Origin of the sequence: Oceanihabitans sp. IOP_32, from assembly GCF_009498295.1 — a bacterium.
GTDB lineage: Bacteria > Bacteroidota > Bacteroidia > Flavobacteriales > Flavobacteriaceae > Wocania > Wocania indica.
In genome coordinates this window covers 2,641,323-2,659,236 of sequence record NZ_CP040813.1, presented here as the reverse complement: position 1 = coordinate 2,659,236, position 17,914 = coordinate 2,641,323, and the positions used below count along the sequence as shown (strand labels likewise).

The window sequence follows — 17,914 nt, the reverse complement described above, 5'->3', positions numbered from 1 at the left end:
AACAAACTATGGAATTAGTGACCAAACACGGGGTTATTCTCGACAAAACCAACAACAGTTTTGAAAATTTAGGCGTTTTTAATCCCGCAGTCATGCAAGAACGAAACACAGTACATATGTTTTATCGTGCTGTACGGGATGGTAACTTTTCCACAATAGGATATTGTAAACTAGCAGGTCCTTTAAAAGTAGTCGCGCGTTGTAAAGAACCTCTGTTTTTTCCTGAGATTCCAGAAGAATTTCAAGGTGTTGAAGACCCTAGAATTACCAAAATAGACGATACTTATTACCTCTCTTATGCTGCCTACGATGGGATTAATGTATTTGGTGCCTACGCAACTTCAAAAGATTTAAAAACATTTGAACGACAAGGCATTATTACGCCCAGGTTTACTTTTGAAGAATACTCAGAACTTATAAAACATAATTATGATAAAATTAGTATTCTTCACTCCTTATTCTATGATCTTTTTGGGCGCTATAAGCTTCAACGATTAATGCTGGGTAAAATATATGTGTGGGATAAGAACATTATTTTTTTTCCGAAGAAAATAAACGGAAAATTCGCGGTTTTACATAGACTTTTTCCCTCTATTCAAATCCTTTATTTTAATGATCCTTCTGAGTTGACCGAAGAATTTTGGGAAGCCTATATTTCAGATTTAAGCCAACACATTGTATTACAATCAGAATATATGCACGAAACTAGCCATATTGGAGGTGGTTGTCCGCCGATTGAGACCGATAGTGGTTGGTTATTTATATATCACAGCGTACAGAGTAATTCTAAGAAATTAATATACCACGCTTCGGCAGCTTTATTGGATTTGCATGATCCCACAAAAGTGATTGGCAGACTTAAAAAACCACTATTTTCTCCTACAGAGCCCTATGAAATTGAAGGCTATGTAAATAATGTGGTTTTCCCAACAGGAACAGCTCTTTTTAACGACGAGCTTTATATCTATTATGGCGCTGCAGATTGTTGTGTGGCAGTAGCATCAGTTAATATTAACTCACTATTAAGCGCACTAAAAAATTTATAATCATGACCTTAAATACGTTACCCAAAATACTATTTTTATCCACATTTCCGCCAACGCAATGTGGCATCGCTACCTACACTCAAGATACTATTTCTGCTATAACCAATGTGTTTGGCGAGACCTTAACTTGCGAAATTTGTGATATTTCAGAAAGAACAGAACCAAATCTAAATGCACGCTTTACCATACATCCTAAGCTAAAAGAAGATTATAGTAGGATTGCCAGAGAAATAAATGATGACGACACTATAAAATTGGTACACATACAACATGAGTTTGGCTTGTTTGGCGGCACTTATGGTAACTATATTTTAGATTTTCTTGATGTACTAGAAAAGCCTATAACTTTTACTTTTCATAGCATTATTCCAAATCCTGACAAAAAATTAAGGGCTTTTGTTAAACTATTAATCTCTTATAGCAATTCTGTTATTGTTATGACGCAGCAATCTAAAAAGATATTGATGAAAGATTATGGCATTAATGAAAATACGATAGCCTACATCCCACACGGCACTCATGGTGTTAATTATGAAACAACACAAACAGCTAAGCGCAAATTTAGTTTAGAACACCGTACGGTTTTATCAACCTTTGGTCTTTTAAGTTCTGGAAAAAGTATTGAAACGGCACTAAAAGCTATGCCAAAAATTATTAAACACACTCCTAATGTTTTATATTTAATTTTAGGAAAAACACATCCCCACACCATAAAAAATAATGAAGATAACTATAGAGATTCTCTAGAAACACTTGTTGAAGAACTCAATCTAGAAAATCATGTCGACTTTATAAATCGCTATTTAGAAATAGATGAGCTTTTAGACTATTTAAAAGCAACAGATGTTTATTTATTCACTTCAAAAGATGGTAATCAAGCTGTAAGTGGCACGTTTGCTTATGCTATGAGTTGTGCCTGCCCTATAGTGGCAACAGCAATTCCGCATACCAATGAAGTACTATCACCTCATGAAGGCATACTGGTTGATATTGAGAACTCCAAACAAATGGCACAGGGAATAGAAAAATTGCTTTCTGATGACAAATTGCGTAACTCTATGGCTCTCGCTGCCTTTGAAAAGACCAGAGCAACATCTTGGGAAAATGTGGCTTTAAAACAAGTTAATTTCTATAAAAGGATTATAGATAAGTCGTTTAAAATAACATACAATTATCCACCAATAAAACTAGATCATTTAAAAAATATGACTAACGAGTTGGGCATGATACAGTTTAGTAAAATATCGGAGCCAGATATTAATTCTGGATATACTCTGGATGATAACGCACGCGCACTTATTACTATGTGCATGCATTATAAACACTTTAAAAACGCTGGAAACTTATTTTATATAGATACCTATCTGTCTTTTATAGAGCGTTGCCAGACAGATTCTGGCACTTTTATTAATTATGTGGATAAGCACAATAACGCCCATATAAAAAATGATTATGTAAATCTGGAAGATTCGAATGCGCGAGCAATTTGGGCTTTGGGAACCGTTATTTCCCTAAAAGATGATTTGCCAAAAACTATGGTTAATAGAGCTAGATTGTCTTTTTTAGAAAGCTTAAAATGGATGCAAAACATACTGTCTCCCAGAGCTATTGGTTTTGTAATAAAAGGATTGTATTTATACAATACTGCAACACAAGACAACAAAGCAATACTAATTATTGAAAAACTATCAAAAAATCTTATTACAAATTACGATGTCCATGCTATGAAAAATTGGAAATGGTTTGAAAACTATTTAACTTATGCCAATAGTGTTCTTCCAGAAGCGATGCTTTATAGTTATTTGGTAACAACTAAAGAATCTTATAAAAGAGTGGCTTTAGAATCTTTTGACTTTCTGCTATCCAAAATGTTTGTAAATGGGCATTTTAAAGTAATTTCTAACCAAGGGTGGTATAAAAAAGATACGCAACCAAATAAATATGGCGAACAACCTATTGACGTTTCGTACACCATACAGACTTTAGATCTTTTTTATAAAACTTTTAAAGATCCCATGTATAAAACGATGATGCAAACGGCATTTAACTGGTTTTTAGGTGAAAATCATTTAAATCAAATTATGTATAATCCGTTAACTGGTGGGTGCTATGATGGTTTAGAGGAAACCAATGCAAACTTAAACCAAGGTGCAGAATCTACAATTTGTTATTTGATGGGGCGCATAATTATGGAGCAACAAAAAGCTGTTTCATCAGGAAAATTAATTCAACTTCAAAAACCAAAAATGAGTACGTCTTTAAAATTAACAGATGTAAAGATTAAAAATGCAACTAAAACGAATTAAAAATCTAGTTCTACATTATTTCTTTAGTTAGAAATTTTTTTTTGAATTTGACTTAGGACGAAAGAACCTAAGACTCTCGATTGATGAAAATTCGATACATCGATTAATCCCAAAAAAGATCCATTATCACAAGTGTTTTAGTCTTACATCCTAAGTCTAGTGCATCTAAATTTAATCTCCATAACAATTCAATTTCTTAATACAAATGCTACATATCCTAATTGCTATTAAAACGTATAGCCTAAACGCTTAAATAGCTGAGATAAAACTAACGATCCTAAAGCAAAAACAACAATCCAGCCTATTTGTTCTAGTGATAAACTGGTTAAAAAAAGAGCCTTTGCAACAGGTGGAATATAATAGGCTCCAACTGTAATAAATAAGGATAGCATAATAGCCGACCAAACCCAAGGGTTTTTTATAATCTCATTATTAAAAAACGACACCTTATTTTCTGCCATATTAAATACGTTTAACAGTTGTGCTAAAACCAAGGTATAGAAGGCCATGTTATTTATAATTTTAGCCGATAACTGCAGTACGAAGTGCGCATAGGCGGTAATTCCTAAAACCGCAGTAGTAATACAAAGCCCAAAGACAATAGTAGATTTCCATCGTTTTGCAGACAAAATAGGTTCGTTTGCTGCTCGAGGTGGACGTTTCATTATATTGGCTTCGCCTTTTCCCATGCCCAATGCCAAAGCTGGGAAGATATCGGTAATTAAGTTTAGAAATAAAATTTGTAAGGGTAAAAGTGGAGCAGGCAAAGCCAGTAATGCGGCTAAACCCACCGACACGACTTCTGCCAGATTGCAAGAAAGTAAATACACCACAAATTGCCTTATATGATCAAAAATAGCTCGCCCCTGCTTTATGGCCAATTCCATAGTGGTGAATTTGTCGTTTTTAAGAATAACATCTGCTACCTCTCTTGCGGCTTGTGTGCCCCTAACACCCATTGCAATGCCAATATCTGCTTTTCGTAGTGCAGGAATATCGTTAATACCATCGCCAAACATCCCTACAATATTATTATTGGCTTGATAGAGAGAAACGAGTTTTAATTTTTGCTCTGGTGTCACTCTTGCAAAAACGGAAGCGTCTAATAATTTTGTTTCTATGGTATGGTTTGCCTCGGTTTCAAATTCTAAGTCTTTTCCGTGTATAATACTTCTTGAATCTGAAGTTTGAGATAATAAACCTATTTCTTCAGCAATTTTTTTTGCCGTTCCGGGATGATCCCCAGTCATCATTACCACTTTTATGCCTGCTTCTTTATACACCTTTATGGTCTTTTTTACATCTTCTCTAGCTGGATCTAGAAACCCAATAACGCCAATAAAGGTTAGCTGCGATAACACTTTCTCTTTATTTGGTATGACATCATGATTTTTATAAGCAAAAGCCAAAACTCTTAAGCCTTGAGAAGCCATATTATTAACACGATCATGCCATTGTTTTTTGTTTTTAAACGCCTGAGTTGTTCCATCTTTAATAAGAGTATCGCAATAATTTATCACACTTTCAAAAGCACCTTTTACGTAAACTGTAAAACCATTTTCTGTGGTATTTACTGTTGCCATTAGTTTACTAGTCGTATTAAAAGGTATCTCTAATACTTCAGAATTCTTATCTTTTATTAATTTTGGATTAAAGTGTAATTTTTCAGCAAATTGAATGAGCGCTAATTCAATACTATCGCCTCGCCTTTCTTCAGCATTTAGAATAACATTGTTGCACAAAACACCAGTGGTTAGCATAGCATTAAAAGCTTTCGAATTTTCTATCTGCTGAAAGTAAGTATGGTCTTTATTATGAATCTCGCTTAAAGTTTCTCCTTCAAGAGCTAGTGTGTGTACTTGCATTTTATCTTCGGTAAGCGTGCCTGTTTTATCTGTACAGATAATATTTGTAGCTCCCAAGGCTTCAACAGCCTCCATTTTTTTAATAATAACTTGTCGCTTAGAGAGTTTCATCATACCTCTTGCCAAAGCAATAGTTGCAATAACAGGAAGCCCTTCTGGTATTGCAGCTACCGCTAATGCGACTGCTGTTTCTATAATCAAGAGCATGTCTAATCCTCTTAAATAGCCCGTAAAAATAATGAGGATTGCAAAAAATAATGTAATGTAAATAAGACGTTTGCTTAATATGTTCAGTTTTTTTTCTAAGGGTGTGTGTTGTTCTTCAACAGTACTTCCCATTTGCTGAATTTTACCAAGTTGAGTATTTTGTCCTGTGTAAACAATTATTGCTTTAGCAGAACCTTGCTCTATAGCGGTTCCCTTGAATACCATATTTTTTCTATCGGATAATATGGTCTGTTCAGACAGTGGAAGCACCTCCTTATATACGGTGTCACTTTCTCCTGTTAAAGATGCTTCTTTAACGGCTAAATTTTCGACTGAAATGAGTCTAGCATCTGCAGAAACAACATCTCCTGCCTCTATTAAAACAATATCTCCAGGTACTAATAGTGTAGATTTTACGGTTTTAATTTTTCCATCGCGCAAAACCCTGCTCTCAGTAAAACCCATTTCACGAAGGGCTTCAAGAGAACGAATACCCTGTAATTCCATGATAAAACCAATCGTTATAGTAATGAGTATAACGGTAACTATGGCAATGGTCTCTGGCAGATCATCATTAAAAAGGAAGGTAAGAACGGCTGCTACAGCGAGAATAAATATGATTGGATCGTTACATTGGTCGATAAAAATTTTCCAGGTAGATTTAGATCGTTTAACAGCTATTTCATTTTTACCATATTTTTTTATGCGTTGCTTTACCTCACTTTCGGTTAAACCATTATTAATGTTACTGTTTAAGGACTTTACAATAGATTTTATGGAACTAGAAAAAGGCTCTAACATATTTGTATGAATTTGGATTTTTAACGGATAACAAGCTTAAAACGAATAGAATTAAAAACCCTCTTAGCACAAACTTAAGTTAAAAGTTTAGGCTAAGAGGGCGGTGCTAAAAAACTAAATTTCAAGAACTAAGCAATTTCAATTTTTTTTGGTTTTTGCTGTTTAGACGGTTCTTTTTTAGTGAGGTTAAAACGCAATATACCATCTTGATACTTCGCTTTAATGTCTTCTTCTTTTACAGAGTCTGGAAGCTGTAAACTTTTTTCAAAAGAATTGTAACTGAATTCTTTTCGCATGTAATTTTCTTCTTTCTCCTCTTCAGAATGCGTGTTCTCTGCAGAAATATTTAAGCAACCTTCATCAATGGTAACTTCAAAATCTTTTTTAGAGAACCCAGGTGCTGCCAATTCCACTTCAAAAGCTTTATCAGTCTCTTTAATGTTTAGAGCTGGTTCATTTAATTGCGTATTCCAAAGCTCGTTTCTAAGAAGATTACTGGTCTCAAAAATATCTGATGGGATAAGAGTTCCAAAAGGTCTTCTTCTAAATTTTACTAGTGACATAATTTTATAGTATTAAGTTAAACAATTTATTTATTGCTAAATTAGAATTAAACTAAAGTCCTGGAAATGACCTAGGTCAGCTAAATAGACTTTATAATAATGTTAACAATTTTAAGTGGTAAATCTAAAATTTTACGCACTGCCGAAGCCTTCGCTCAAGTCTTTGGTGAAATAAATAAAGTAGAATTACAAATATTGAATAAAATCGAGCGCTTATTAAAAAAATAGAGGCACTATTGAAAGTAATACGAACTCCCTTAAACCTTACCCCTGTCTTCTTTAAGAAAAATATAGACGTTTAAGTATATATGGTAAGCCACTAAAACCAAGGTCCTGAAACCATAGAAGTAAGAGGTTGATTAACTTATATTCTTAGAGCACGATTACTAATCTGTTATGGTATATGGTAAGGTTTACAATCCCCATTTTTAGTGATTTATGAGCCCTCTTTATTCTAGTACAATAAGAAGACTAGTTAGAATAGAATTTTATAGCGTAATATTTTAATAAATACCCCTGTAAATTGATTAGTTTACAGGGGTATTATGATGTTCTTTTTATGGAAATTATTTCCCAAAATAGTAGGTCATAAAAAAAGCGACCTGAATTTCAGATCGCTTTTTTTTAAGTGTTATATGGTGTCTTAAAACTAGTTATCGATAATGGTAAGCTCGTCAACAATGTGTTTAGCATTCGCATATTTATCTATTAACCAGAGTACATATCTAATATCGACGTTAATGGTACGTTGCAACTCAGCATCAAAAATAACATCGCCAGCCATGGCCTCAATATTACCATCAAAAGCTAAGCCTATAACTTCACCATTGCCATTAATTACAGGCGAACCAGAATTACCTCCCGTAATATCGTTATCGGTTAAAAAGTTTATAGAGAGCTGTCCGTATTCGTTCGCATAAGGTCCAAAATCCTTGTTTTCGTAGCTATCTAACATTTTTTGCTCCAAATCGAACTCACTATCATTAGGCTTATACTTATTAATCATCCCTTTAAATGTCGTGTAGTAATTAGCATTAGCATCGTTTCTGCTATCTGCTGGTAAGGCTCTAACTTTTCCGTAAGATAAACGCAAAGTAGAGTTCGCATCTGGATAGCGAATATTGCTTAATCCCGATTCGCGTAATCCACGAACTAATAATCTGTAAGATGCTCTAAAATCGTTTTCGGGCTGCTCTAAAAACTCAGGACTTTCTCTATATTTATTAAGTAATTGCGTAGAAAGTACATACAACGGATCTTCTGCTAAAACATCTGCATTTGGGTTTTCTAAAAAAGTATTTACTTTTTCTTTGGAAGTAAACATACTTTCTTTAAAACTTGAGTTTACATATTCTGCAAAATCATTATTGTTTTTTTGCCCGATTACGGAAACCATTTCGGGTAGCGGATAATTGGATTTTGTGGCTAATAACCCGAGTTGCTTTGCCAAAATCTCCTCTTCTAAAGGTAAGTGAAAATCCTTATAAGATTTTTCTATCAAATCTTGAATTCGCGGTAAAAGATTTTCTCGTTCGGCATCATTAGCATTGGCATACTGTTTTAATGAAGACCCCAATCTATATGGTAGTACCGCAAACTTGCTAGATCGTAACATACCCAATAAATAATTGCGCTGTTTTGCTTTTTCGTTAGTCAAGCTATAGTAATTATTAATGTTCTCAATTACATTTCCATAGGTCGCTCTATTTGCTTTTTTACTGGCCCATTTTTTAAATTTAGCTTCAGTTTTACGCTTTTTTTCAACTGTTTTATGCTGTGTTAGGGCTTCAATCATTCCACCTCTATTTTTCCAATAGTTTGCGATACCAGCGTAAGACGATGCATACATCAAGTTCACCGACTCATCCTTATCCATGTACTTTTTCATGATATCCATACTTAGTTTAGAGCCTTCAACCCAAGCTGGATAAGCATATTTTACATTCTGCTCCACACCTTGAGCGGGCATCCAACGGTTTGTTCTGCCTGGATAGCCTAAAATCATTGCAAAATCGTTTTCTTTTACCCCATCGATATTAACGGGAAGGTGATATTTAGCCTTTAAAGGGATGTTATCTGGTGAATAATCGGCTGGTTCTCCATCTTGATCGGCATAAACTCTAAACAACGCAAAGTCACCAGTATGTCTAGGCCATTCCCAATTATCGGTGTCGCCTCCAAATTTTCCAACGCTTTCGGCTGGTGTTCCTACTAAGCGCACATCTTTATAATCTTGATACACGAAGTAGTAATACTCATTACCTTGATAAAACGGACGTACCGATACGGTGTATTTACCACCTTCGTTATTTTCTTGTTCGATTTTAGCAATTTCTTTGTTTATGATGGCTTCGCGTTCTTTTTCACTCATCGCATCATTCACTAGAGATAAAATACGCTCGGAAACATCGTCCATTCTCACAAAAAATCGAACATAAAGACTCTCTGGCTTCATTTCTTCTTCCAAAGTACTTGCCCAAAAACCATTCTTTAAATGATTTTGTTCTGCTGTAGAGAGTTCTGCAATAGCAGAGTAGCCGCAATGATGATTTGTTAACACCAAGCCACTATCTGAAATGATACTAGCAGTACAACCGCCATTAAACTGTACTATACCATCTTTTAAACTGTGGTTATTAATGCTGTAAATTTCTTCTGGGGTTAATTGTAAACCCATGGCTTGCATATCACGATGATTTAAGCGCTCTATATGCATTAAAAACCACATGCCTTCATTAGCCATTGCTGATGATATTGAAATAATAAAGGCAAAAATTGTAAGGACTATTTTCTTCATTTTAAGTTGTTTTGAATAAGCTATAAAAGTATTGAATTTTGAGCTGTTTTTAAAGGTCTAAAATTGTTAAAAACAAGTTAATTACCTTGGTAACTGAATCTGCTTTGGGATGGCTTTTAAACAAATAACAGTATTTATAAGAAGACTTCATCTTAAGTAATATTGATTATTATTTTAATGGCTGCCCGGTGAAGCATGCAAAAATGTCATCCTCAAAACAACAGATCAACACATCTAGAACTCCTATATTAAGGATTAAACGAAATATTTTTGAGCACGTTCGCAGGTATGAAATAGCAAAAGTGTACATCATCTTAAAAACAGTCTTTTAAAAAAATATTTAATTTATACATCGTAAAAAAAGAATAAATATATATTTGCAGACTAAATCGCCAAGTGTGGGGAGCTTATAAACTTACTAGTAATGAACAAATTAAAACTGTAAAATTAATTTTAAGCGTTACCGTATTTTTGGCAAAACCTTTAAAAAATGAAAAAATATTTAACCTTAGCCGCCTCATTCATTATTATGCTCTGTATAGGTAGTGCTTATGCATGGAGTATTATAGCATCAGAACTAATTGAAAACTTTGGCTTCTCTGGAAGCCAGTCCCAAATAATATTCGGTACGCTAACTGGTGTATTCGCCGTAACCATGATTTTTGTAGGTAAACTAGGAGAAAAAATTAAGTACAAATATATTGGCTATATAGCAGGCCTACTATTCTGTTTGGGCTTTGTTACAGCAAGTTACTCGCAAGGGAATTTCATTTTTATTCTTATGGGCATTGGTGTCTTAGCCGGAATGGCAACAGCTTTTGGGTATTGGGTTGCACTGACCGCTCCCGTGCAATGGTTTCCCAAAAAAAAGGGACTCATTACTGGTGTAGCGGCTGCAGGTTTTGGATTAGGCGCAGTGCTTATGTCTATCTTAGCAGAAAAGATTTTAAATGATGGAAATAATGTTTTAGAATTACTAAAAATTATTGGCATCGCTTACGGTTTGCTCATATTAGTTTTTTCAAATCTTATTTATCAAGCTATAAGCGCTTCGGAAAAAACCGAAGCACCTGCTAGAGTATCAGATTTTATAAATTCTATAATTTTCAAAAAACTATTTATTGGCTTATTTTTGGGATGCTTTGGTGGTTTACTTATTATTGGAAGCTTAAAAGTTCTTGGTGCGCAACACGCCATCTCGAACCATAATCTTCTAGTGGGTGTTGGTTTATTTTCAATAGCAAACTTTTTTGGAAGGGTTTTTTGGGGCTTCGTAAGCGACCATATAGGCGCAAATTTAAGTATATTCTTTGCGCTATTATTTCAAGGTGCAGCGATTATTTCACTTAACCTTTTTCCATTATCAGATAATTCATACCTTGTTATTGCCGTCCTTATAGGTTTTGGTTTTGGAGGAAATCTAGTGCTTTTCGCCAAAGAAACCGCTCAGGAGTTTGGTGTACAAAAAATGGGCACAATTTATCCGTACGTATTTATAGGCTACGGTATCGCCGGAATTACAGGCCCTATTGCAGGTGGTTATCTTTACGACCTTTCAGGAACGTTTTACTATGCCGTTATTCTAGCGAGTTTAATGAGTCTCGCTGGTAGTCTACTATTTCTTAATCAATACAGAACTCTAAAAAGAAACGTGTAATTCGTTTTTTTTAATACCCCAGTAAAATTGATGTGTCATTTTAAAATGGCACATCAATTTTATTAGTATTCTTAATGTTTTGATTTTGAAATGACAGACCATTTTACACCAAATTAACAATGCAACATTTCAAAATTAAATTGGTATAACGGCTTAAATTCTGGGGTGTAACAACACGAAAACAATCAGCATTTACTAGAATTTACTCATTATTAAACCTGAATTATTTCGGCAAAACTCCCTCAATCACCACTCTGATTATTTGGTAAGCCACCACATCTATTCAATTTTTGGTTAGCTTTCCAAGAAACACGCTAAAACAAGGGATTAAAACTAATCTTAACCTGCTTTTTAACGATTAGATATCGAGTACGACAGCCCCGTTACATTCTTGATGATTTTAAGAACTCATTTTAGTTTCTTTAGATTCCCGATTTAAAAAATAATTATAAACCAAGGTTAATAGCATTACAAAAACCGCTGTAAAAATACCGATAAGAACATTGTAAAAAGGCTCTACAGATAATGCCAACCTTATAAAAATAGTTGCGACTACAAACGCAGAATACCTAAAAATCCTGTAGTAATCCATGCTGTACCGCAGAGCTATCAAAAGTATTAAAATATCGCTAAAAATAAGCATAGTATAAAAGGTTTGAAATGAGGGTTGATAGGATCCCGTAGTAATCAGTACAACAAAATCTTCAATAATAATAAATATAAAAGCGATAATCAGAAAGATAGACAATAGCTTTTTAGATTGATAGAAGGTATGCGCATCGCCGTCTGCATTTTCAAAAGGCGTATGCTTTCGCATTCTGTTGGTAAAACCCAACAAAATAAAAATTATTAGTGATCCGAAAGCATAAAAAACCATATTCCAGATGGGTTCTGGCGCGTTGGCAAAATTTAAATCACTTAGGTTTACATTTTTAATATGACTAAACTCTTTAAAGGCGCCTCTAATAAATATTAATGAAAGTAATTCGAGCTGTTTCCCAACAGATTTTGAAACCGATTTGGGTATTACGAAAATTAAGCTGAAAATCTCAAACATCAATAAAGCCACGAAAGGCACTTCAATAGAAAATAATGGATTTGCTAAATAGGTATTTAAAACACCTAAATCTAGAATACCATAATTTACCAAAAATCCCATAAAAGCGGTCGATAAAAAAAGGATCACTAAAAAGAAACTAATGTATTTATTAGTCGTTCGATTTTCGTAAGCATCTCTTAACTTATCGAATACTTTTTCACTTAGATTTAAAGTTTTTGTCAGCATTATTTTTAGCTTTTATAGATTTTTATTTAACATCTCACAGTTTAAAAAAGATGATTGTACATCTTAATGCCATGCCGTATTTTCGAAAGCAAAATATATTCCCCCTAGAGAAGCATAAATTCCAGTTCATTTTTAGCTTGCTTTCTTAGTAAGTAAAAATATTAAAAAAGTACAAATCTAAACCAAAAAACAACTATTAAAGACGAGATAATAAGAAGTTATTTCAAGTGACTTCGAAAAAAAAAGTGGAATTACCACTAAAGGCATTCCACTTTTTTAAAAATCAAAATTATTCTTCTAAATTATTCGATTTAAAATGAGAGGATATCATGCACATACCATGATACAGACCTCATTTTTATTTGTGATAACTACAAAATTAATATTGTTCTATTTCAGCTTTTAGTATTTTAGCTTCAATTTTCTTGATAATTTTATATAGCTGCTCACCACTTTGACCAACAAGTCTAAATACTGCGGCATCTAAAAGTGTTGTACTCATACCGTATTCTACGTTGTCCTCACCTTCAGTAAATTCTAAAAGCATATCATAAAGCGCCTCTAAATCGGCACCTTTGTTGTAATAGAATAAAGTAGCTTGATGTGTATATCCTTCAAGTTGTCCCATTGAATTTACATCAAGTTTAGCAGGCTCGAACAATACTTTATCGTTAAAAATTAATTGATCTTCAACAAAAATCTCTGTGTGGGTCAATAATTTTTTAAACTCAAAAATCTCACCGTGTTCTTTTCTTCCGCAAGTAATCACCTCACCCCAAATAAGTTTTGATGATTCTTTTAAATGTATGGTGTTCTTTGCTTCGTAATTAGAATTTCTATGAGGCACTAAAGGATGCGGAATAAAATGTAAAAAACCATTTTCTTCAACATTAATTTGCACTTCTTGCTCAGCTTTACCCCCATCATGCATGGTGTAAATACGCTGATAGGCTTGTGTTTCCAAGCCAAGAGTGGTGTCTTTAGCTACAGATATCTGATAATCATAAAAATCATTATTTAAAATTCCTGGCGATGAACTTCTCATCATGTATTGCTGCCAAGGGTCATTATGCGATCTTTTATGAAACCTCAATAACCCAAAAGGTACAGTGAAGTATTGATCTTTTAAACGGTGAAACCCATCAACTATCTCTGTGGATAATTTAAACTCACTAAGTCTTTTATTTGTCCTATCCATATTATTTAATTGTTGCAGGTTCTTCAACGTCTTCTAAAAGCGCATATTTTTTAATCCAACCAATAACAGCATCAACGCCTTCACCAGTTTTTAAGTTTGTAAACACAAAAGGTTTTCCTTTACGCATTACAAGGGCATCACGCTTCATATTATCTAAATCTACACCAACATAAGGTGCTAAATCGAATTTATTAATTAATAACAAATCAGATCTTGTATTACCTGGTCCACCTTTTCTAGGAATATCTTCACCAGCAGCTGTACTTGTAACAAAAATTGTTAAATCGACCAATTCTGGACTAAAAGTTACAGACAGGTTATCACCACCACTTTCTACAAATAAAAGCTCCATGTCTGGATGTCTTTCTGCCAACTCATCTACGGCTTCTAAATTCATACTAGCGTCTTCACGAATGGCCGTATGAGGACAACCACCTGTTTCTACACCAACAATTCTATCTGCATCTAAAAGACTGTTTTGCTGTAAGAATTTCTCATCTTCACGGGTGTAAACATCGTTAGTAATTACTGTTATGTAATAATCTTTAGCCATTTTTCTTGATAGGGTTTCTATCAAGGCTGTTTTACCTGATCCTACCGGACCAGAGACTCCAATTTTTACGTATTTTCTCATTTCTGATATTATTTCTTAGTTATATAATAATGTTAGTTTAGCTCATGTACAATCTTGAGTGCAGCTTTTCGTGTTGCATTGATCTTAAATCAAAACCAACATTTGCTATACCAATTAGGCTTTCATCTAGATTTAATGTTTTATCTACCAACTCGCCAATACCTTCTTGAATGGTAAATAAAATTTCTTGACCTTGTAATTGACCTAAAGGCACTAATTTTACTGCGTTTGTAATCATACCAGCAGCAGTAGAAAAATAAAATGCCGATAAGGCTTCCTTTAACGAAATGTTGCTGGCAAAACAAACAACACCATAAACAATTGCATAATTACCAACCTCTTTGTTTTCAGATAAATACTTATCTAATTTTAATAAATCTGGATGATTATTTTTGGTTTTGAAAATTTTAAGCAATCTCGCTCCTAACTTATGGCTTCCTTCTCTAATTTCTCTCGGACTTTTAAGTGCTGTTAATCCAGCGTCTAGTGTCATAACTTTCTTAAAATCCTTAGCTTGCATAGCATCATAAACCAATTTCACATAAGCAGCATCGTTATGCAAAATATTATTATGAAGCATATTTTGTAAAAATTCTAAGGCACTTTCCTTGTCAGTTACCATATCATTTTGAACATAGGTCTCTAGACCATTAGAATGCGAATAACCACCAATTGGTAAATTAGGGTCTGCAACGTGTAGTAAACTCAAAAGAGCATCTGTTTTCATATATTTTAGTTTTTATTGGATAAAACTTTACTAAATAGACTATCCATGTCTATTAAGGTATCATTTGTTAAGGTGTGTTCTGGAGTTGCTTTAAGCATATTTTCGAAAATTCTTTTTCCTTTTATAGGCTTGTAACCTGATTTATTTAGAAGATTAAAAATAGGGTCTTCGTAAGGAATAATAACCTCGTTATCCTCAATAAAAATTGGGATGTGCTGATTGCCTATTTCGTAGCAAACGGTACCCATCTCTAACATGGTTTGGGGTTGTAAAACTACCGCATCGGCCGGTAACACATTAGCTACAATAATTTCATTGTCGTCTTCAAAGAATATATCGTTGTGCTTTATTCTAAAATTTTCTTTTAAAATACGCAAAGCAATTTCTTGTCCATCACTTCCCGTTTTTCGTAATACTTTTCTTGTGGTCTCAAACCATTCTAAATCGAAATGAACCACTTTTTTATCAGACAAATCCTTACCTTTTGCATTGCCAATAATTTCTGATATAATCCTCATTTATAATTTCTTTTTTAACTCGATTTAAATGGTTTTAATTTCAAATCGAGAGATTATTTTTAGATTTAAAAAATGGATGAAAATATAAAATTGACATCCTGATTTATTATGTTATTTTCACTTGTAATAATTAAGGTTATAAATTAAAAATCCCAACCTGATATTATTTTGTATTCTACGGGCGTAAATATACATAATATATATAATATACATCACACCGTTTTGTGTTTTTTTAAAGTTTTTTTCAAAGAAATTTTTAATCTCTAAAACAAAGTCTTAATCCCATATTAAACAAGGTATTAATGTGCTTTGAAAAGCCTTTTTACGAACAAAAAAAAGCAAACTTTTTAAAAAATCACAACGTCATTTATATTCTTATTTCAAATATTAAAAGTCACCCTATTTAGCCCGTATTCTTTATTCATTTTACAACAAATAAAAAATAGAATTATCATTTATTTCGTTTAGCAAAAATAGCCTTGAAAACTTTAAAGACCACAACTGCTATCAAACCAACCAATAAACCAACTAAAAAATCTCTTAAAAAAGAGGGCATTATTTCTAAAAAATCATGAAACCCTTTTATATTATGCGTTATAATACCTCCCGACACTAAAAGCAATGCGATGGTGCCAATTAGAGATAGACTTTTAACAATTTTTGGCAATGCTTTAATTAAAAGATTTCCAACAAATTTTGAAATGCTTTTTTTATTCCCACTCATTTTTATGAGTCTGTAACCAAAATCGTCCATTCTAACAATAAGTGCTACCGTTCCATAAACTCCCACAGTGGCCACCATAGCAACGATTGAAACTACCATCACCTGAAAATATAAAGGTCGATCTAAAACAGTGCCTAAAGCAATAATTACAATTTCGACAGATAATATAAAATCTGTAAGAATGGCAGACTTAATTTTGGCTTTCTCATTTTCTAATATAAGCTCCTTAGAAATAGCTTTATCTATAACTTTAACAGGAGCTGGTTTGTTTGAAACAACGTAGTCGATAATTTTTTCTGCCCCCTCGTAAGCTAAATACACCGCACCCAGAATTAAAACTAGCGTAATTGCCCAAGGGAGAAAAGCACTAAGTAAAAAGGCGACAGGTAGTATAATAACTTTATTAAGAAACGAGCCCTTTGTAATTTCCCATAAAACAGGTAATTCTCTTGCTGAAACAAAGCCTGTAGCCTTTTCGGCATTTACAGCCAAATCGTCGCCTAATATCCCTGCGGTTTTTTTGGTGCTTATCTTGCTCATAGCCACCACGTCGTCCATTAAAACAGCAATATCGTCGAACAAAGCAAAAAAACCTGATGCCATGACCTTCTATTTTGAGCTTATATTATCTACGACCGACATAGCAATATACAAGAGAATAACCATGGGAATCGCAGCAAATTGCAATAAAATTAACAGTACAATACACAGTATTATAAAAATATATCGAATGGCATTATTTTTAAAACTCCAGTCTTTAAACTTTAAGGCAAATAATTTGATATTGGAATTTAATATCCAACAACTAAAAGCCGTAAGGGCAACTAAAAACCATTGATTTAATATAATAGTATTGATTAGGTTGTTATTTTGAAACTCTAAAATCAAAGGAAGCGAAACAATTAATAACGTATTTGCAGGTGTTGGTAGTCCTTTAAAAAAGTTTTGCTGTTCGGTATCTATATTAAACTTGGCTAATCGATAGGCGGAGGCTAATGTAACAAACAAACCAATAAGCGGTAAAACTGATATTTCAGAAGAACTAAGAACATGTTCTGATGTTAAACCCATTGTAAAGCAACTCAAGTTAAATCCAGACAGATTTAACAACTTATACATGATTATCCCGGGCACCAATCCGCTAGTTACCATATCGGCTAGAGAATCTAACTGCACGCCCAATTCGCTTTGAATATTCAATTTTCTAGCTGCAAAGCCATCAAAAAAATCAAAAAAAACACCCAAAAAAACAAACAATGCCGTCGCTACAAAATTGTCATTGACTGCAAAAATTACAGCAACGCTACCACAAAATAAATTTAACAAGGTTAACGCATTGGGAATATATTGTTTCATTAAATTATATTTAGTGCTGTAAATAAACAAAGTATTTTGGTTTAAAACAAAGTTGAAACTATAATGTCCTCATTTTACCAATTATTAGACGATTTTTTAACCAAATTGAAAGAAATTCCAATAAAATAAACCTTCATTTTAACAATTAAATGCCCTAAAATTGATAATTCACTAAATTCTAAAACCAAAATGATTAAGATTATTCTCTTTCTTAACGAACTCTAAAACTC

14 protein-coding genes are annotated in these 17,914 nt (G+C 33.4%); 4 read left to right on the top strand and 10 right to left on the bottom strand.

The window, feature by feature from the left end:
• Nucleotides 1-8: 8 nt before the first annotated feature.
• Together FEZ18_RS11095 and FEZ18_RS11090 are read left to right on the top strand one after the other, a co-directional pair.
• Complete coding sequence (locus FEZ18_RS11095) at nucleotides 9-1,046, top strand: pesticidal protein Cry7Aa (RefSeq protein ID WP_153268382.1); 1,038 nt, start codon at nucleotides 9-11, stop codon at nucleotides 1,044-1,046.
• Between the two features lie 2 nt (nucleotides 1,047-1,048).
• Nucleotides 1,049-3,352, top strand: coding sequence for a glycosyltransferase (locus tag FEZ18_RS11090; RefSeq protein WP_153268381.1), 2,304 nt, complete (start codon nucleotides 1,049-1,051; stop codon nucleotides 3,350-3,352).
• 227 nt (nucleotides 3,353-3,579) lie between these two features.
• On the opposite strand, the gene FEZ18_RS11085 is transcribed toward FEZ18_RS11090, so the two are convergent.
• The gene (locus FEZ18_RS11085; RefSeq protein WP_153268380.1) at nucleotides 3,580-6,225 is read right to left on the bottom strand and encodes a cation-translocating P-type ATPase; all 2,646 of its coding nucleotides are present in this window, start codon (nucleotides 6,223-6,225) and stop codon (nucleotides 3,580-3,582) included.
• A gap of 128 nt (nucleotides 6,226-6,353) precedes the next feature.
• Nucleotides 6,354-6,788: an Hsp20/alpha crystallin family protein gene (locus FEZ18_RS11080; RefSeq protein ID WP_153268379.1), complete on the bottom strand. Its 435-nt coding sequence runs from the start codon at nucleotides 6,786-6,788 to the stop codon at nucleotides 6,354-6,356.
• Nucleotides 6,789-6,887: 99 nt separating this feature from the next.
• Between FEZ18_RS11080 and FEZ18_RS14875 the strand changes: the two genes are divergently transcribed.
• Nucleotides 6,888-7,016 carry a hypothetical protein gene (locus FEZ18_RS14875; RefSeq protein WP_255473301.1) on the top strand — a complete coding sequence of 43 codons (129 nt, stop codon included), beginning with the start codon at nucleotides 6,888-6,890 and terminating at the stop codon, nucleotides 7,014-7,016.
• Nucleotides 7,017-7,437: 421 nt separating this feature from the next.
• On the opposite strand, the gene FEZ18_RS11075 is transcribed toward FEZ18_RS14875, so the two are convergent.
• Nucleotides 7,438-9,585 carry a S46 family peptidase gene (locus FEZ18_RS11075; protein WP_153268378.1) on the bottom strand — a complete coding sequence of 716 codons (2,148 nt, stop codon included), beginning with the start codon at nucleotides 9,583-9,585 and terminating at the stop codon, nucleotides 7,438-7,440.
• Between the two features lie 490 nt (nucleotides 9,586-10,075).
• Here FEZ18_RS11075 and FEZ18_RS11070 point away from each other — a divergent pair, with 490 nt between their 5' ends.
• Entirely contained in the window at nucleotides 10,076-11,242 is a 1,167-nt protein-coding gene (locus FEZ18_RS11070; RefSeq protein WP_153268377.1) for an MFS transporter, read from the top strand.
• A 400-nt stretch (nucleotides 11,243-11,642) separates the two neighbouring features.
• On the opposite strand, the gene FEZ18_RS11065 is transcribed toward FEZ18_RS11070, so the two are convergent.
• The 7 genes from FEZ18_RS11065 to FEZ18_RS11035 form a co-directional block, all read right to left on the bottom strand.
• A complete protein-coding gene (locus tag FEZ18_RS11065) occupies nucleotides 11,643-12,527 on the bottom strand; it encodes a hypothetical protein (RefSeq protein WP_153268376.1) in 885 nt (294 codons plus the stop codon).
• Between the two features lie 379 nt (nucleotides 12,528-12,906).
• Complete coding sequence (locus FEZ18_RS11060; protein ID WP_153268375.1) at nucleotides 12,907-13,725, bottom strand: urease accessory protein UreD; 819 nt, start codon at nucleotides 13,723-13,725, stop codon at nucleotides 12,907-12,909.
• 1 nt (nucleotide 13,726) lies between these two features.
• Nucleotides 13,727-14,359 (bottom strand): urease accessory protein UreG, encoded by a 633-nt coding sequence (gene ureG, locus FEZ18_RS11055; RefSeq protein ID WP_153268374.1) that lies wholly within the window; start codon nucleotides 14,357-14,359, stop codon nucleotides 13,727-13,729.
• Nucleotides 14,360-14,396: 37 nt separating this feature from the next.
• Nucleotides 14,397-15,086: an urease accessory protein UreF gene (locus FEZ18_RS11050; RefSeq protein ID WP_153268373.1), complete on the bottom strand. Its 690-nt coding sequence runs from the start codon at nucleotides 15,084-15,086 to the stop codon at nucleotides 14,397-14,399.
• Nucleotides 15,087-15,091: 5 nt separating this feature from the next.
• The gene (locus FEZ18_RS11045) at nucleotides 15,092-15,604 is read right to left on the bottom strand and encodes an urease accessory protein UreE (RefSeq protein ID WP_153268372.1); all 513 of its coding nucleotides are present in this window, start codon (nucleotides 15,602-15,604) and stop codon (nucleotides 15,092-15,094) included.
• 451 nt (nucleotides 15,605-16,055) lie between these two features.
• Nucleotides 16,056-16,931: a DUF808 domain-containing protein gene (locus FEZ18_RS11040; protein ID WP_153268371.1), complete on the bottom strand. Its 876-nt coding sequence runs from the start codon at nucleotides 16,929-16,931 to the stop codon at nucleotides 16,056-16,058.
• A gap of 6 nt (nucleotides 16,932-16,937) precedes the next feature.
• Nucleotides 16,938-17,684, bottom strand: coding sequence for a CDP-alcohol phosphatidyltransferase family protein (locus FEZ18_RS11035; RefSeq protein WP_153268370.1), 747 nt, complete (start codon nucleotides 17,682-17,684; stop codon nucleotides 16,938-16,940).
• Between the last annotated feature and the right edge of the window lie 230 nt (nucleotides 17,685-17,914).

Excerpts from the sequence above, each read along its gene's own strand:
- FEZ18_RS11095 (WP_153268382.1), top strand. The coding sequence starts at position 9 with ATGGAATTAGTGACCAAACACGGGGTTATTCTCGACAAAACCAACAAC.
- FEZ18_RS11060 (WP_153268375.1), bottom strand. The coding sequence starts at position 13,725 with ATGGATAGGACAAATAAAAGACTTAGTGAGTTTAAATTATCCACAGAG.
- FEZ18_RS11050 (WP_153268373.1), bottom strand. The coding sequence starts at position 15,086 with ATGAAAACAGATGCTCTTTTGAGTTTACTACACGTTGCAGACCCTAAT.
- ureG (WP_153268374.1), bottom strand. The coding sequence starts at position 14,359 with ATGAGAAAATACGTAAAAATTGGAGTCTCTGGTCCGGTAGGATCAGGT.
- FEZ18_RS14875 (WP_255473301.1), top strand. The coding sequence starts at position 6,888 with ATGTTAACAATTTTAAGTGGTAAATCTAAAATTTTACGCACTGCCGAA.
- FEZ18_RS11040 (WP_153268371.1), bottom strand. The coding sequence starts at position 16,931 with ATGGCATCAGGTTTTTTTGCTTTGTTCGACGATATTGCTGTTTTAATG.
- FEZ18_RS11045 (WP_153268372.1), bottom strand. The coding sequence starts at position 15,604 with ATGAGGATTATATCAGAAATTATTGGCAATGCAAAAGGTAAGGATTTG.
- FEZ18_RS11085 (WP_153268380.1), bottom strand. The coding sequence starts at position 6,225 with ATGTTAGAGCCTTTTTCTAGTTCCATAAAATCTATTGTAAAGTCCTTA.
- FEZ18_RS11090 (WP_153268381.1), top strand. The coding sequence starts at position 1,049 with ATGACCTTAAATACGTTACCCAAAATACTATTTTTATCCACATTTCCG.
- FEZ18_RS11035 (WP_153268370.1), bottom strand. The coding sequence starts at position 17,684 with ATGAAACAATATATTCCCAATGCGTTAACCTTGTTAAATTTATTTTGT.
- FEZ18_RS11075 (WP_153268378.1), bottom strand. The coding sequence starts at position 9,585 with ATGAAGAAAATAGTCCTTACAATTTTTGCCTTTATTATTTCAATATCA.
- FEZ18_RS11065 (WP_153268376.1), bottom strand. The coding sequence starts at position 12,527 with ATGCTGACAAAAACTTTAAATCTAAGTGAAAAAGTATTCGATAAGTTA.
- FEZ18_RS11070 (WP_153268377.1), top strand. The coding sequence starts at position 10,076 with ATGAAAAAATATTTAACCTTAGCCGCCTCATTCATTATTATGCTCTGT.
- FEZ18_RS11080 (WP_153268379.1), bottom strand. The coding sequence starts at position 6,788 with ATGTCACTAGTAAAATTTAGAAGAAGACCTTTTGGAACTCTTATCCCA.